Raw genomic sequence first — 14,954 nt, 5'->3', positions numbered from 1 at the left:
CCCTCGGGCGTTACGGGACCAGTACGGGCTTCTGGTATTTCACCATGAACAGGCCTTCGTTGCCGCTCGTCACGATGATCGTGCCGCTCGCGAAGTACGGATAGTTGCTCCACGAGCCTCCCATCGCCGGACCCTCGGCATACGGCACCGTGTCGATGAAGCCGACCTCCGTCGGATTCTCGGGGTCGCTCACGTTCAGGATCCGGAGCCCGCTGTTGTAGTTCGACTGATACATGAGGTCGCCGACGACGTAGAGGTTGTGGTCGCTCGCCGTCGACTCGCCGAAATGCTCCTTGACGAGGACCGGATCGTCGAGATCGCTGATGTCGAAGATCATCGTGCGCGTACCCTCGAACGGCGTCTGGAGCTCGTCGAGTTCGTCGCCGAGATAGAAGAAGCGATGATCCTCCGTGACCCAGCCCTGGTGGGCGTAGCCGACGCTGGGATAGGTGGCCGTCGACACCGGGACCGGGTTCGCCTTGTCCGTGACGTCCGCGATCGAGATGTCCGTCTCGTTCGAGCCGAAGCAGATCTCCTTGCCGGCGTGCTCCCGGTCGGGCCCGTCGTAGATGAGGCAGAGGGCGTCGTGCGAATAGCCTGTCCCGCGGCGACCCGTGCCCTCGTGCCCGAAGCAGCCGACGAAGCTGGGCTCGGTGGGCTCGTTGATGTCGATCATGTGAAGACCGCCGCCGCACGTCTCGCCGCCGCCGCTCGAGCCCACGCTGTACGCGAAGCCCGTGCTCTCGTTGACCACGATGTTGTGTGCGGACGCGATCCCGTCGTAGTGGGCGTCCACCTCGAAGGTCACTGGATCGCTCCCCACATCGCGGAGATGTGTGAGGTCGAAGATCTGCATCCCGTGCTCGCCCGCGCCGTCGGAGACGATGAAGGCGTGGTCCCGGAAGACCTTGATGTCGCGCCACACGCTGCCGCGGGCGCCCTCGGTCATGGGCAGGCGGCCGACGTAGCGCGGGTTCTCGGCGTCGGTGATGTCGACGAACGACGCCTGGTCCCTGAGGCCGACAAGGGCGTATTCGCGGCCCGTCCGCGGGTCCGTCCAGCCCCACACGTCGTTGACCCGCGTGCCCCGGTTCGCCCCGAGCGTCTGCACGGGCATGAACGAGAGGATGTTGATCTCGCCGCAGTCGAAGTCCGCCGAGACCCCTTCCTCGCAGCCCACTTCGTGCCCGTTGACCGCGGCGTAGTTCGTCGCGTCGCTCCACACCTCGGCGGCCTCCATCCACTCGCCGTCGTGCCGCTCGAAGATGTAGGCGGTGCCCATCCGGTAGTCCTTCCCGCCCGCGACGATGACCGCGATGTCGCCGTCCACGGCGATGTCCGCACCGAACCCATCGCCCGCGCCCCGGTTTGAGGCGTTGAGCGTGCCCGCGAGCCCGAGGCCGCCATTCTCGTCGCTGCCGTAGCGGACAACCTGCCCCTCACGCCCCGTGCCCACGCCGGCGCCGCCGATCCAGAGTTCACCGTCGATCGCCGCGAAAGAGTTTGCGAAGCCGACTCCACCGAACCGGCCCCCTCCACCTACGCCGACGACGGGCGGGAAGAACCGGCCGGCGGGAGTCCAGGCGTCGTCACCCTCCGGAGTGAACGCGTACGCGACGCCCACGCCCCCCGCGCCACCGGCCCCGACCATGAGTCGGAAACCGCTCTCCGTGTCCTCCCCGTGCATGGCGCTCCCAAACCCCGCGCCCTCGCTCGCGTCGGGGGCGGTGAGAGGCTCCGGCGTCGCGGTCCATGTCCCTTCATCGCCACGCATGAAGAAGTAGACGGCTCCCGCCCCGCGCGCGGTTCCCATCGTGGCTCCCGGGGCGCCGATCGCCGCCACCTGCCCGTCCGTCAGGACCGCCGTGCCGAAGCCATCGCCGTCCGCCGCCTCCGGGGACGCCGCGAAGCCGACTTCGCTCCAGCCCGAGTCAACCCGCTCGAACGCGTAGACGCGACCGGCGGAACCCGGTGCCCGGCGGGTCCGCTGCTCCCCTGCCGTGACAAGCGCGACATCACCCGCGATCGCGCCGCCGGTCCCGAACGAGAGGCCCTCCGGAAGTTCGGCCGGGCGCAGCGTCGCGACTTCCTCCCAGCCACCTTCGCTTCGCTCGAATACGTAGGCCGCTCCGGGTGAGCCGACGAGCATCCGATCGCCATCGACCGAGAGCGAGGTCCCGAAACCGCCGCCCTCTTCAGCCGCGTAGGGAGCAAGTTCCGCCGCGACCGCCCAGCCATCGGGGCCCTTCTCGTACACGTAGACGACGCCGGTCGAGGTCTGGCCGCCGCTCTCGGCGATCAGAACCTGGCCGGACGAGACCGCGACGCCCCGGCCGAAGCCCTGGGCGTCGACGGGCTGCGCGAGGTACATGAAGGCGGCCGCGACAGCCGCGAGTACAGCCGCGAGTCGAGTAGGAACGCGCATGACAACCTTCCATTCAATGAGACCGAAGAACGTGGGCGAACCGCACATGGGCGAACCGCACACGACAAGCAGAACTTTTATAAAACAACCTGAGCCCCTTCGGCGTTGCTCGCGGTGCGCGCGGCGGAGAGCGCGGCGGAGATGTATTCGGCGATCGTCTGCTCGAGCCAGCCGCGGGGGCCCGTGCCCGATCCGCGGCCGAGGAAGCCGAGGTGTCCTCCGCGTTCCGTGAGCTGAAGCGACAGATTCGGCTGGCGCCGGATCATGTCAACCGGTATCGAAGCGGCGGGCGCGAGGGGATCGTCCCGCGAATGCAGGAGGAGTGCGGGAATCGTGACCGACCCCACGAACTGTCCGGAGCTGCAGCGCTCGTAGTAGTCCGCGGCGTCGCGGAAGCCGTGTAGCGGCGCCGTCAGCAGGTCGTCGAACTCACGGAGCGTTCGGGCGCTCGCCGCCCCGGGGGCCACCGCGTCCGGGAACCTCGCCGCCTTCTCCCGTGCCTTGGCCCGGAGGCTGCGCAGGAAGCGGCGGCCGTAGAGACGACTGGGGCCCCGGTCGAGTGCCGCAGCGCTCGCCGCGAGGTCGTAGGGCACCGAGATGACGGCCGCGGCACGGAGACCGCGATCGGACCGGTCCCGACCGAGAAGGTTGAGTAGCGCGTTGCCGCCCAGGGAGAATCCGGCGGCCGCGCGGGGTACTCCCGGGTAGCGCTCCCCCACCCAGGCCAGCGCGCGCTCGATGTCGTCGGTCTGTCCCGAGTGATAGGCTCGCGGCAGGCGATTCGGTTCGCCGCTGCAGGACCGGAAGTTGAGCGCCACCGCCTGGATGCCCGCGGCCGCCAGCGCCTTGCTCGTCGTGACCATGTAGCCGGAGCGCGCGCTCCCCTCGAGTCCGTGGAGGAGAAGACACGTCCCCGCCGGATCTTCCGGCCCTCTCCACAGGTCGAGATCGATGAAGTCGCCATCGTCGGTGTCGAGCCGAACCCGGTCGTACCGGGGCTCGGGGCGCCGGCGCACGATGCGCCCGACCACGGTCTGCAGGTGGGGATTCCGGAGCCCGGGCGCCGCCTCGAAGGCGTCGGGCGGTGGCGTGCCCCGAGTCCGACGGACGGATTTCACGCCGCGACACGCAGAGGGAGTGCCGCGAGCCCCCGGATCACCGTCGACGTCCGGTAGTACGGCTCGCGCGCCGTGAGTTCAATCGTGCCGAGCGTGCGTAGCGCCTCCGTGAAGATGGCGCCTGCCTCCATGCGCGCGAGCTCCGCGCCGATACACTGGTGGACGCCGTGTCCCAGCGATGCGTGCCTGGGGCCCTTGCGCGTGATATCGAAGGTGTCGGGATTCTCGAACGCGGCTTCGTCCCGGTTGGCCGATCCCGTGAGCAGGATCGCTCCATCGCCGGTCCTGATCGTCCGCCCCCGCACGATGACGTCCGCCTTCGCGATCCGGAAGTCCGTCTGCACCGGGCTGTCGAAGCGCAGCATCTCGTTGATCGCATCGCGCACCCGGTCGGGCTCTTCGCGCAGGCGTTGCATCTGCTCTCGATGGCGCACGAGCGCCAGCATCCCGTTCCCGATGAGATGGGTCGTGGTCTCGTTGCCGGCAATCATCAGCACGCTGAGCATGTCGCAGGCTTCAACCATGCTGATCCCCTCGCCCGCGGCAGCCAGCCTTGCCAGCGTGCCGATGGCATCGTTCTCGCTCGATTGGGTCCGTTGACGCAGCAGCGTCATGAAGTAGCGTCGGATCTCGGAGCCGGCGATGTGTGCGGCTTTGCGCTCCCGGCGTGTGGCGATCAGCTCGAGTAGCCGGGCGCGCCTCCGCGACCATGCTTCCCAGCGGCCGTATTCGTTCTCGGAGAGCCCCATCATCGCCAGCATCACCCGCATGGCGAGCGGCTCCGCCACTTCGGCGATCCAGTCGATCGTTCGCCGCCGCGCTGCCCGCTCGATGAGCTCAGCCGCGGTGTGCGCGATGGTGTCGTCCAATGCCTCCAAGCGCGCCTTCGTGAAGGCCTGGGCGGCGCACCTGCGCAGCCGCGTGTGTTCGGGGGGGTCCACGAGCAGGATGCTGTAGTCATCCGGGGCCGGCGGGAGTACGCTCCGGGTCGTTTCCCGCCACCTCGGGTTGTTGGAGAAGCGCTCGTGATCCTTCGCCGCGGCGAGTACGTCCTCGTAGCGCGTCAGCACCCAGCTTCCAAGAATCGCGCTTCGATGCACGGGGCTGCGCCGGCGCAGCCGTGCATACGTCTCATAGGGGCTCTGGATGACGCTCCGCGACAAGGGGTTATAGGTCGCGCCGCTCCTTGCCTTCTCCCCGATGCTGACCGCGTGTGCGCCCAGGCTCCGCCACCGCCGTCGGTTCATCGGCCCGCCCGCCTCGCGAACGGCTCGTCGAGGCACATGGCCCCCCTTACTTTTTCGCGGTGAAGTATCCGATAGCCGCGTCGCGCGGACGGCCGACCCCTGCGGAGGGACCATATCCCGTGCCGCGACCACAATTGCACCAGTACACCGTTGCGGAAGCAAGTTCCCGCCGCTGGCTCTACGTGCTGCACGGCATCTACGGCACCGGCCGCAACTGGGCTTCGTTTGCCCGCCGGCTCGTCGCCGGGCGCCCGGAGTGGGGCGCCGTGCTCGTCGATCTCCGGCTGCACGGACATTCGAAGGGCTTCGAACCGCCGCACACGCTGGCGGCGTGCGTGCACGACCTCCTCGGGCTGTCGGCGGCGCTCGAACGGCCCGTGGACGCCGTCCTGGGGCACTCCTTCGGCGGCAAGGTGGCGCTGATGATGGCGGTGGCCGTCACGCCGAGCCAGGCATGGGTGATCGACGCATCGCCCGGGCGCCGCTCGCCGGGCGGCGGCGCGGCTGAACGGCGGCGTGCACGCCCATGAGCTTCGCGGCGGCCACTGGCTCCATGTCGACAATCCCGGCGGCCTCCTCGGGCTGGTCCGCGACCATCTCGCATAGCGGGGACCGTCCCGACGATCCGGCTACCAGACTTCGTACCACGTTCCGGGAATGGCCGCCGCCGGCGCCGTGAGCCGCCTCGCGGCCGTGGCGACCGCGCACGCGTCGAAGCGCAGGTCGATAGTGTGGCCGGCGAAGTCGGCCGCCACGCCCAACCCGCCCTCGATCCCGCTCGCGAGCGTGCCGCGGACCGAGATGTCGCCGTTCAGCAGAAGCGCACCGCCGACGAGGATCAGGCCGTTCCACGCGAACCCCCCGTCGAGCGTCAGATCGCCTTCCACCACCAGAGCCCCGCGCCCGCTCGAAGCGGCGCCCAGCGTGGCGGACCCCGGGATCCGGATGGACGGCCACCCACCGCCGAGCCCCGGTCCCGGCCACGGATCGGGAGGCACGGTGGCGTCGGGTTCCGGACCCCAGGTGGCGAGCAACTCCGTCCAGCGGATTCCCGTCTCCGCCGCCACGGACACGCTGCCGGGGATCCACTGGTCCGGGGGAGATCCCGAAATCGTCAACAGCGAATCCGGCGCCGGCGGCGGTCCGCCCCAGTACGCGACGCCCGCGACGGGGGAGGGCTGCTCGGGACAGGCGCCCCCGAGGGGGTCGAGGCCGGAGATCGCCCCTTCCGGCGGCGGGCCGCTCACCCCGCCGAACAGGACGAGCGCCCCGGGCAGGCGTGGAGGCCCCGCCACCCACATGAGCTGTCCCACCGACCGCTCGAACGTCGCGCCGCCCGAGACGATCTCCCCGCGTGACTCGACGCGGAACACCGTTTCCCCCGGCCGCAGGTCGATCAGCGGCTCGAACGTGACCGTCGCCGTCCCGCCGCCCAGGCCGACGGGAGGGACGGAGGGGTTCGGCCCCTCGGCCAGGGCGAGCGCGGTCGCGAGCCCGCCCTCCGCCACGTAGAAGGCCTCCGTGGCGCGCGCGAAGGCGCGGGCCGACTGGCCCTCGAGCCAGGTGATGAGAAACCCGCTCGCCGCCAGGAGCGACACGAGGAGCAGCACGAGCATCGTCCAGGGCAGGGCGAAGCCGCGGGAATGCCGACGCGTGAGGACGCGTGCTCCGAACCGCCGGATCTTGCCATGCGTGTACATGCCGAGTACGTGCCCGGCGGGATCAACGCGACGTCAACGCGGCCTCAACCGGGGATCGATCAACGGTCCTTCGAAGCGGATCCGAACCCCTCCGAACCGAACAGCACCTCCCGCACGAACGCGTTTCTGAACACGCCGCGGGGGTCGCAAGCCTCGCACACCCGCCTGAACTCGCTCAGGCCCGGATACCTGTCCTCCACTTCCACTCCGTCCGGCGGAAACCACTTTCCCCAGTGCAGCCGGGCCCCGAACAGCGACGACATGGCGTCGGCGAGGAACGCGGCGACGCGTTCGAATCGGGCGTACGGTCTGGTGAGCGTTATGAGGCTGATCGCGTACCAATCCCGGGCCGGCAAACCGTCGCACGAAGCCATCGAGATCAGGGTGTCGTCCGGCCGTACGCGACGAACGCAGATGGGATAGTGGTGGACGTACGATCCGCGCAGCGCCTCGAGCCCGGCCACCGCACCCAGCGAGTCGATCCGCGAGCGCGTCCCGGGTGAGAGTTCGTGGCCACGGTCGTCCGCCGCCTTCAATACCTCGCGGACGAAATCGAGCGCCGACGCGAGCTGCCCGCGCGGAACGAAGACCTCCATCTCGAGGTGGCGAAAGAGGTCATGACGCATGCGAAGCTGACGGTCGCTGCGGTCCGTGACTCGCCACCGGGGGAAGATGACCAGGGGCAGAATGCGCCGGAACACGAGGTGCACCAGGCGGCGGCTCCGCAGCAGCGATGCGGAGAACTTCAGTAACAGATGGAAGCGCACGTCGATCTGGGTCAGCCAGTACACACGGTAGAGAGCCGCGCCCCCCGACCGACGGTTCTCATCGGCGACGCTGCGCTCGTGCGCCAGATACCTCCACGCGTGCGGCATGAGATAGAATTGCTGCAGCGGCGCGTCCCCTTCCTTCTCCAGCACCGCGTCCACACCGGGCCTCCACGCGCACCTCTCGCGCACGTAGTACTGCGGCACGCAGGCCAGCGTGACCTCGAGGACGACGCCCAGCGCCCCGACGGAGCAGCGCGCCGCCCGCAGCATGGGTCCGGAATCGACCGTGAGCACCCTCGCAGTCCCGTTCGCCCCGTAGCACGCGATGCGCATGGACTGGACGTAGTGGGACATGGAGTGGCGCCCGCAGCCGTGCGTGCCGGTGGCGACCGCCCCCGCCACGGTCTGGCGATCGATGAGCCCGATCGACGGCAGCGTGAGTCCCCGGCGGGTGAGGCGTTTCAGAAGGGCGCCGATGCGGCACCCGGCGCCCACCGTCACGCGGGTGCGGCTGTCGTGTACGCGTACGTGCCGAATGTGCCGCAGGTCCACGAGCGCGTCCGGAGTCTCGATGCCCCGGTTCCATGAGTGCCGGGCGCCCACCGCGCGGACCGTCCCGTCGCGGTGTTCGTCCAGGAGCTGAACCACCTCGTCTTCGGTCCGCGGTCTGTACCGATGGCGAGGTGTGAAGCGGATGTTTCTCCCGAAGTTCGTTGTGGACCTCACGACGCGCAGCTAGCCATCGGCTTCCGCAAGCCAGCTGTCGATCGCTTCGCCGAGGGCGGGCAGGCTCAGAGCGCCGTTCTCCAGCACCCGGTCGTGGAACTCGGCGATCGAGAACGCCTCGCCGAGTTGTGCCTCGGCCTGCGCCCGCAGCCGGGAGATCTCGAGTTGCCCCAGCTTGTAGGCGAGCGCCTGGGCCGGCGACGCGATGTAGCGGTCCACCTCGTTCTCGATGTTGACCTCGGCGAGCAGCGTGTTCTCGCGCACGAACGCGATCGCCTGCTCGCGCGTCCAGCCGTAGGCGTGGATCCCCGTGTCGACGACGAGCCGGCTCGCCCGCCACGCGTCGTAGGAGGCGAGCCCGATCCGGCTCAGGTCGTCCGCGTAGAGGCCCATCTCGTCGGCGAGCCGCTCCGCGTACAGCGCCCAGCCCTCGACGAAGGCGACCGAACCCAGGTGTTTCCGGAACTCCGGCAGGCCCTCGACCTCCTGGGCGATCGCCGTCTGCAGGTGGTGGCCCGGGATCGCCTCGTGGAAGCTGAGCACGTCCGCCTGGTAGCGCGGGCGGATCTCCGGCCGGTACGTGTTCACGTAGTACGTCCCCGGTCGCGATCCGTCGGGAGCCGGCTCCCGGTAGTAGGCGAGCACGCTCTGCGGCGCCTCGTACAGCGGGATCGGCCGGATCACCATCTCCGTCCGCGGCGGCGTGCCGAACCACCCGGGCATGGCCACGGCGGCGCGCGCGTACGCCTCCTCGGCCAGCTGCACGATCTCCCCCGGCCAGCGGAAGAACATCTCCGGGTCCGAGCGCAGCCGCGCCTGGATCTCGGCCAGGTCGGAGGTGCCGAGGACGTTGGAACCCAGCGCCCGCAGTTCTTCGTGGATCCCCTCGAGTTCCGCCAGCCCCCGCTCGTGGATTTCGTCCGGCGTGAGATCGAGCGTCGTCAGGTCCCGGATCAGCGCCTCGTAGCAGGCCGGGCCACCCGGAAGGCTGGAGAGCCCGATCTCGCCGCCCTCCCGAGCGTGGGGATACAGTTCGTCCCGCAGGAAGTCGCGCAGCCGGGCGTACGCGGGACGGATCCGTTCCGTCGCCGCCTCCCGGATCCCGGCCCGGAAGTCGTGTCGCGTCCCCTCCGGCCACGCATCGAGCCGCGTGCCCGCCGGCGCGTAGATCGGCCACTCCTCCACCGGCCGTTCGAGGAGCGCATCGAGTTGGACGATCGTCCGGTTCACCGACGCGCGCGCGGCGACCCGTCCCGTCTCCAGCCCCGTTCGCAGGTTCGAGATGTAGTCGTCGATGTAGTCCGCGAACGCGTTCCAGCGCCGGATCATGCGCTCGCCGTCCACCGGCGTGTCGAGCGGCTGGGCGCCCACGATGTTGAGGAAGTCGAGTTGGAACCCCTCCCGGTGATCCACGACCCACACCTCGAGATCGCACGTCTGCTGGGCGATCTCTCCCCTGAGCTGGTGGTCGAGTGCGAGATGCGTCAGGCGCTCGTCCGGGGGCAGGGAGGAGAAGTCGACCGCGGCGAGCGCGTCCACGAGGGCGCGGACCTCGCGCCGCCGGTTGTTGCGTCCCGAGGGAGAGATGTCGCGCACGCGGTCGTCGAGGCGGTGCGCGCCGAGGTAGGTCGCCTGCAGCGGGTGCCAGGCCAGATACGCGTCCCAGAAGCGGTCGGCGAGCGCCGAGAGGTCGTTCTGCACGGGTGCTTCCGCCGTGTCGGCCGCCCCCTCCCCGCACGCCGTGACGCCGGCCGCCAGGAGGACCGGAACCGCGCACCAGCCCGGCAGTCCGCCCCGAAGCCGACCGATTTCGCGGGTTGACGTCATGCTGGCGGCTCTCGATCCTTGGGTTCGCTTGATCTCCGAGTCTCGCGTCCGGGCCTCGCGTCCGGGCCCGACTCTCGCTGACCGAAAATGCGACGGGCCGGGAGCGCCCGTAAAGACAGAGAAGGAGAACCCGTGTCCGATCCGTTCTACACCGCCCGCGCCCGCCTCGAGAAGGTCGAAGGGGTACACCGCCGCGCCCGCCTCGAGGAGGGGACCGAAATCGACTTCGGCGTCCACGGCCCCATCAAGTCCCACTACCGGATCGATGCCAGGGACCTGCCGCTTCCCGTCGACTACCAGGTGGCCGCCACCGGCGCCTGAATGCTGGGCACGCTCAACGGCGCACTGGAAGTGCGCGGCATCCGCCTGGCCCCCGAAGACATCAGCGCCGACGTGGAGGGAATCAACCGCCTCCGCGACCGCATGCCGGCGCTGGAGGAGATCATCGTCCACTACCGGCTCCGCGTGCCCGCCGAGGCCCGGGAGACGGTGGACCGCGCGCTCGCCAGCCACGGCGCGAAGTGCCCCACCGCCCGTTCGCTGGAGGGCGCGATCGAGGTGAGCTGGACCGCCGAGATCGAGGAGACGCCCCCGGCCTCGAAACGCGGTGCCGGAACCAACGGGAGCGGTTCGCGGGCGCCGCTAGACGATTGAGTCGCTCTTCTGTCGGTTACAGTCTGCGCAGAGGATCCGGATGTTGTCCATGGCGTTCCCGCCGCGCGTGGCGCCGGGCAGCCGTCACCTCTTCGTCGCGCGCCCGGATCTTCCGGAGCCGGTCGAGCTTCGCGTCGTGCTTTCGCGACCGGTCCCATACGAGAAGGTCGACATCCTCGGCCGGCAGATCGGGGTCCGCCCAGAAGAAGCCGGAACTTGTCCGCTACAGGACGCGGAGGCGGCCGCAGCATTTCTTGTACTTGCGGCCGCTGCCGCAAACGCACGGCTCGTTGCGGCCGGGGCGGGGCGTCCGCGTGGCCGGCCGGGCACGGTCGTGCTCCGGATCCCGCAACTCCTTCTGAATCGACACGCCGCCCCTGCAGTAGGCCATGAGACTGTGGGGAAAGAAGATCCACGCCTCGTCGATGATATCCGCCAGCGAGATTTCGGACATCCCCTCTGGCGCCTCCTCCAGCGCCTCCTCCAAGGCGTCCTCGGCGAGGCTCTTGTCGGCGAACACGGCGAGCGTCGACACTGCGGCGTGCCACTCCTCGTCAAGGTCGTCGCCAAACTCGTCCCAGTCCTCCCGCAGCCAGAAATGCCCCTGAACAAAGCCTCGCGACCATTGGCGGAGGGGCGCGTCCGGTTCGACGTTCTCCTCCACCTCCTCGCGAAACATGACCGAGGCCGGAAGCCGGCCGTTGCGGTAGCGGACGTCCGCGTTGATCGCGTTGTAGAGAGACAGCAGGATGCCGAACAGGTGGTTGGCTTCGTCAACGGAATCGAACTCCGGCATCTCTCCCCCGAAGGCGAACTCGATCCACTCGGACGGCATGACCGGGATGGGCGCGGCGGCCACCGCGAAGAGGAACCCCTCCAACTCGACAAGGGCCATCGTGCCCTCCGGCCGGGCGGAGTTGGACAGGAAGTCGTCCAGTTCGGCGCGTTCCCGCGGTGTGGGGGGTGCGCTGAGTTCGGTCACAAGGGCTTCCGGTCCGGAGGCGTCGGTTTGCCCGGTTCGCGTTCGGGCCGGGCGGGGTGCGGGCGTTCCTCCCGTGCGCGTGCGCGACGAAGCTACGGGGCATGCGCCCGTCCGGCGAACGAAACGCAGACCTTGCTCGCGCGACGCCTGCGGACTAGTCTGCCGTCTAGTCGGATCTGTGGGCCGAGGAGGGCGCGTGAGCAACACCTGGCAGGTTCAAGAGGCGAAGGCACGCTTCAGCGCGCTCCTTGAGACCGCGTTGAAGCAGGGGCCGCAAGTTGTCACGAAACGGGGCGTCGAGACTGCCGTCCTGGTTCCCATCGACCACTGGCGCCGATTGGAGAAGATGGCCAGACCGAGCCCGAAGGAGTTGCTGCTTGCCCCCGAGGCCCGAACGGACTCGCTGGTCCCGCCGCGCCGGGCAATCCCACAGCGAGAAACGCCGCAGTTCGACTAGAATCTTGTATCTCCTGGATACCAACGTCGTCTCGGAACTGAGGCGACCGAAGCCGCACGGCGGCGTTCTGGCGTGGTTTCGCGAGATTCCTGAAGCGGACCTGCGTATCTCCGCGGTGACGATCGGTGAGATTCAGGCGGGCATCGAAATCACCCGGGAGCAGAATCCGGTCAAGGCGGCGGAACTGGAAGACTGGCTCGGTCAAGTCCTCAAGACGTTCGACGTTTTGCCGGTTGATGCGGCCGCCTTCCGGGAGTGGGCCGGGCTGATGCGCCGGCAGTCGGAGACGCTGTTGCAAGATGCCCTGATCGGCGCCGTCGCCACCGTGCACCGGCTGACTGTGGCGACTCGCAATGTGCGTGATTTCGAGCGGCTCGGGGTGAAGACCATCAACCCGTTCGCGCACGGGGAGGGATGACCCTGCCTGCCGCCCGGGATCACACCAGCCTGAGGCGGCCGCAGCACTTCTTGTACTTCCGGCCGCTCTCGCAGGGGCAAGGCTCGTTGCGACCCGGACGGGGGACACGAACGGCGGGGCGGGGCGGGTCTTCCAGTTCGCGCATGTAGTCCTGAAGCGCCAGGCCGGTCCCCGCGTAAATCGCCGCGCAGTCGGCAAAGAACTCGTGGGCGGTTTCGAGTACGGTTTCGACCGAGCCGCCGGCCCATTCCATCTCCGCCGCCGTCGCCTCGGCGACCGAACGGTCGGCCCAGACGCCCAGCGCCCAAAGCGACATGGACAGTCCCTCGAGCGCCTCCTCCCCGAAGTCCCGCCACTCCTCTTCAAGCCAGAGGTGCCCCTGAACGAAGCCGCGCGACCACTGGGAGACAGGGGAGTTGGAGTCGAGGTTCTCCAGCACTTCGTCCCGGAATCCGACCGAAGCCGGCAGGGCGCCGTCCCGCTCCCGCACATCCGCGATTACCTCGTTGTACAGCGACATCAGGGCCATCAGGATGCGCTCGGCTTCCGCCTCCGAATCGAAGTCCGGCGGCTCGCCGCCGAAGACGAGGGCAAGCCAATCCGAGGGGCGGCGGAACACCGGCGCGGCCGCCAGCGCGAAGAGGAAGCCCTGAACTTCGATCAGGGTCATGGTCCCTCCCGGCTGGCCCGGCCGAGACAGGAAGGCTTCCAGGGCGGCGCGATCCGCCGGCGAGATGCGTCCGACGAGTGCCGTCACATCACACCGACCGCAACCGGCCGCGGCACTTCTCGAGCCGGAAACGTCCCTGAGCGAGTCCCGCAACCACTGGCAGAGGGGTGGGTCGGGTTCGAGATTCGACTCGACATCGGCTTCCGAACAGGTGGTGTGAGGGTGGCGTGAAGAGAGCGGTCAAAGCGGAGCCCGTATCGGCGGCAGCGGTTCGCCTGGTGCCTGGCTGCATTGGCCGGGGCTTCGGCGCCCCGTCTTCCGGCTCGCGCAGCGAAGGTACGGCATGGGCGCCGGACCAGCGAACATGACCTTTCAGCGGCTCGACATCGCGGCGTTCGCGGGGTTTCTGCTCCTCGTCGTGGGCGTGTCGCTGTACGCGTCACGCGGGAACAAGAGCGCGGCCGGGTACTTCCTCGCGGGACGCAACCTGCCCTGGTGGCTGATCGGCTTCTCCCTCATCGCCTCGAACATCTCGACGGAGCACTTCGTCGGCATGGCCGGGCGCGGCTACGACCTCGGCCTCGCGATCGCGAGCTACGAGTGGATGGCGGCCGTCACCCTCGTCCTCGTCGGGCTCTTCTTCCTGCCGCGGTTCCTGGCGGCGGGGATCTACACCATCCCCGAGTATCTCGAGTTCCGCTACGACGTTCGCACGCGCACCCTGATGGCGGGCTTCATCCTCGCGGCGTACGTGCTCGTGGCCCTCGCGACGGTGCTGTACTCAGGCGCGCTCGCCCTGGAGTCGATCTTCGGCCTCGACATGTCGGCCGGAATCTGGCTCATCGGCGTGCTCGCCGGGGGCTATACGATCTACGGGGGACTGAAGGCCGTCGTGTGGTCCGACCTCATCCAGGGGGTGGCGCTCCTCCTGGGCGGCGTGGTCGTCACCGTGCTCGGGTTCCGGGCCATGGGCGGCCTCGGTCCCTTCCTCGAAGCGGCCGACGGGAAGCTCCACACCGTCCTCCCCCTCAACCACCCGGAGATGCCGTGGCTCGCCGTGTTCATCGGCGGGCTGTGGATCCCCAACATCTTCTACTGGGGACTGAACCAGTTCATCACGCAGCGCACGCTGGCGGCGCGGAGCCTCGCGGACGGACAGCGAGGGCTCTTCCTGGCGGGCTTCATCAAGCTGTTCATCCCGTTCATCATCATCTTTCCCGGGATCATGGCGGCGGAACTGTTCGCGGATCAGGTGACGAACCCGGACCAGGCCTACCCGGTGATGATGCGGGAACTCCTCCCGGCGGGGCTGACGGGCCTCATGTTCGCGGCGCTGTTCGGGGCGGTGATGAGTTCGCTCGACTCCATGCTGAACTCGGCGGCGACGATCTTCAGCGTGGACCTCTACAAGCGCCACCTGCGGCCGGAGTCTTCATCGCGGCGCCTGATGGCGGTGGGACGGGTGACGACGGGCGTGCTCGTGGTGGTGGCCTGCCTGTGGGCCCCGCTCGTGGCCCGGGCGCCGAGCGTGTTCGAGTACATCCAGATGTTCTGGGGGTTCATCTCGCCCGGGATCGTGGCGGCGTTCCTGTTCGGGATCTTCGCGCGGCGGACGCCGCCCGCGGCCGCCTTCGGGGGGATGGTGCTCGGGATCCCGGTCTACGGCCTGCTCCTGTGGACGCTGCCGGAGGTCGCGTTCCTGCACCACATGGCGATCACCTTCCTGGCGATCAGCGCCTATATCGCGGTCGTGACGCGCGCGCGGCCGCTCTCGGCCCCGCGCCGGTTGCCGCGCGCCGCGGACGGCGTGGATCTGACGCCCGCCACCGGCGCCGGATTCTGGGCCGGCGGCGTCATCGCGGGGGCGGCCGTCCTCTACATCATCTTCTGGTGAGCCGGAGGAGGGTCACCGCCGCCGAGCGATGCCGGGTTGACCCATCGCTACGCTGGCAGTAATACG

Annotated in this window: 15 protein-coding genes; 6 read left to right on the top strand and 9 right to left on the bottom strand. The window is 69.1% G+C overall.

The features are described from left to right. Positions 1-10: 10 nt before the first annotated feature. The 3 genes from ACOQPP_RS06660 to ACOQPP_RS06650 form a co-directional block, all read right to left on the bottom strand. The gene (locus tag ACOQPP_RS06660) at positions 11-2,425 is read right to left on the bottom strand and encodes a choice-of-anchor B family protein (protein ID WP_420636108.1); all 2,415 of its coding nucleotides are present in this window, start codon (positions 2,423-2,425) and stop codon (positions 11-13) included. Between the two features lie 77 nt (positions 2,426-2,502). Next, positions 2,503-3,543 carry a hydrolase gene (locus ACOQPP_RS06655; protein WP_420636107.1) on the bottom strand — a complete coding sequence of 347 codons (1,041 nt, stop codon included), beginning with the start codon at positions 3,541-3,543 and terminating at the stop codon, positions 2,503-2,505. Further along, positions 3,540-4,790 carry a cytochrome P450 gene (locus ACOQPP_RS06650; RefSeq protein WP_420636106.1) on the bottom strand — a complete coding sequence of 417 codons (1,251 nt, stop codon included), beginning with the start codon at positions 4,788-4,790 and terminating at the stop codon, positions 3,540-3,542. The genes ACOQPP_RS06655 and ACOQPP_RS06650 overlap by 4 nt, the downstream gene beginning before the upstream one ends. A gap of 119 nt (positions 4,791-4,909) precedes the next feature. Here ACOQPP_RS06650 and ACOQPP_RS06645 point away from each other — a divergent pair, with 119 nt between their 5' ends. Further along, positions 4,910-5,320 (top strand): alpha/beta fold hydrolase, encoded by a 411-nt coding sequence (locus ACOQPP_RS06645; RefSeq protein WP_420636105.1) that lies wholly within the window; start codon positions 4,910-4,912, stop codon positions 5,318-5,320. 99 nt (positions 5,321-5,419) lie between these two features. Here the strand turns inward: ACOQPP_RS06645 and ACOQPP_RS06640 are convergent, their stop codons facing one another. Genes ACOQPP_RS06640 through ACOQPP_RS06630 form a run of 3 tightly spaced genes read right to left on the bottom strand, consistent with a single transcriptional unit; the run spans position 5,420 to position 9,813 of the window. Beyond that, entirely contained in the window at positions 5,420-6,490 is a 1,071-nt protein-coding gene (locus ACOQPP_RS06640) for a hypothetical protein (RefSeq protein ID WP_420636104.1), read from the bottom strand. Positions 6,491-6,549: 59 nt separating this feature from the next. Then, positions 6,550-7,986, bottom strand: a complete 1,437-nt coding sequence (locus ACOQPP_RS06635; RefSeq protein WP_420636103.1) for an FAD-binding protein — start codon at positions 7,984-7,986, stop codon at positions 6,550-6,552. A gap of 9 nt (positions 7,987-7,995) precedes the next feature. Continuing rightward, positions 7,996-9,813: a DUF885 domain-containing protein gene (locus ACOQPP_RS06630; RefSeq protein ID WP_419165143.1), complete on the bottom strand. Its 1,818-nt coding sequence runs from the start codon at positions 9,811-9,813 to the stop codon at positions 7,996-7,998. 132 nt (positions 9,814-9,945) lie between these two features. On the opposite strand from ACOQPP_RS06630, the gene ACOQPP_RS06625 reads away from it, so the two are divergent. Continuing rightward, entirely contained in the window at positions 9,946-10,134 is a 189-nt protein-coding gene (locus ACOQPP_RS06625; protein ID WP_419165144.1) for a hypothetical protein, read from the top strand. Further along, positions 10,135-10,467: an OsmC family protein gene (locus ACOQPP_RS06620; RefSeq protein WP_419165145.1), complete on the top strand. Its 333-nt coding sequence runs from the start codon at positions 10,135-10,137 to the stop codon at positions 10,465-10,467. Here ACOQPP_RS06620 and ACOQPP_RS06615 read toward each other — a convergent pair. Beyond that, the gene (locus tag ACOQPP_RS06615) at positions 10,456-10,548 is read right to left on the bottom strand and encodes an HNH endonuclease (protein ID WP_420636229.1); all 93 of its coding nucleotides are present in this window, start codon (positions 10,546-10,548) and stop codon (positions 10,456-10,458) included. The two genes, ACOQPP_RS06620 and ACOQPP_RS06615, sit on opposite strands and share 12 nt — an antisense overlap. 142 nt (positions 10,549-10,690) lie before the next feature. Next, positions 10,691-11,449, bottom strand: a complete 759-nt coding sequence (locus ACOQPP_RS06610; protein ID WP_419165146.1) for a UPF0149 family protein — start codon at positions 11,447-11,449, stop codon at positions 10,691-10,693. A gap of 196 nt (positions 11,450-11,645) precedes the next feature. Here ACOQPP_RS06610 and ACOQPP_RS06605 point away from each other — a divergent pair, with 196 nt between their 5' ends. Next, positions 11,646-11,906, top strand: a complete 261-nt coding sequence (locus tag ACOQPP_RS06605; RefSeq protein WP_420636102.1) for a type II toxin-antitoxin system Phd/YefM family antitoxin — start codon at positions 11,646-11,648, stop codon at positions 11,904-11,906. Between the two features lie 4 nt (positions 11,907-11,910). Continuing rightward, positions 11,911-12,324 carry a type II toxin-antitoxin system VapC family toxin gene (locus tag ACOQPP_RS06600; protein WP_420636101.1) on the top strand — a complete coding sequence of 138 codons (414 nt, stop codon included), beginning with the start codon at positions 11,911-11,913 and terminating at the stop codon, positions 12,322-12,324. A 19-nt stretch (positions 12,325-12,343) separates the two neighbouring features. Here the strand turns inward: ACOQPP_RS06600 and ACOQPP_RS06595 are convergent, their stop codons facing one another. Further along, positions 12,344-13,081 (bottom strand): UPF0149 family protein, encoded by a 738-nt coding sequence (locus tag ACOQPP_RS06595; protein WP_420636100.1) that lies wholly within the window; start codon positions 13,079-13,081, stop codon positions 12,344-12,346. A gap of 256 nt (positions 13,082-13,337) precedes the next feature. Here ACOQPP_RS06595 and ACOQPP_RS06590 point away from each other — a divergent pair, with 256 nt between their 5' ends. Then, complete coding sequence (locus ACOQPP_RS06590; RefSeq protein WP_420636099.1) at positions 13,338-14,888, top strand: solute:sodium symporter family transporter; 1,551 nt, start codon at positions 13,338-13,340, stop codon at positions 14,886-14,888. The last annotated feature ends 66 nt before the right edge of the window (positions 14,889-14,954 follow it).

It is taken from the genome of Candidatus Palauibacter sp. (assembly GCF_965222475.1).
In the GTDB taxonomy this organism is placed as follows: domain Bacteria; phylum Gemmatimonadota; class Gemmatimonadetes; order Palauibacterales; family Palauibacteraceae; genus Palauibacter.
The sequence above is the reverse complement of the archived record's forward strand: the minus strand, read 5'-3'. Positions and strand labels throughout refer to the sequence as shown.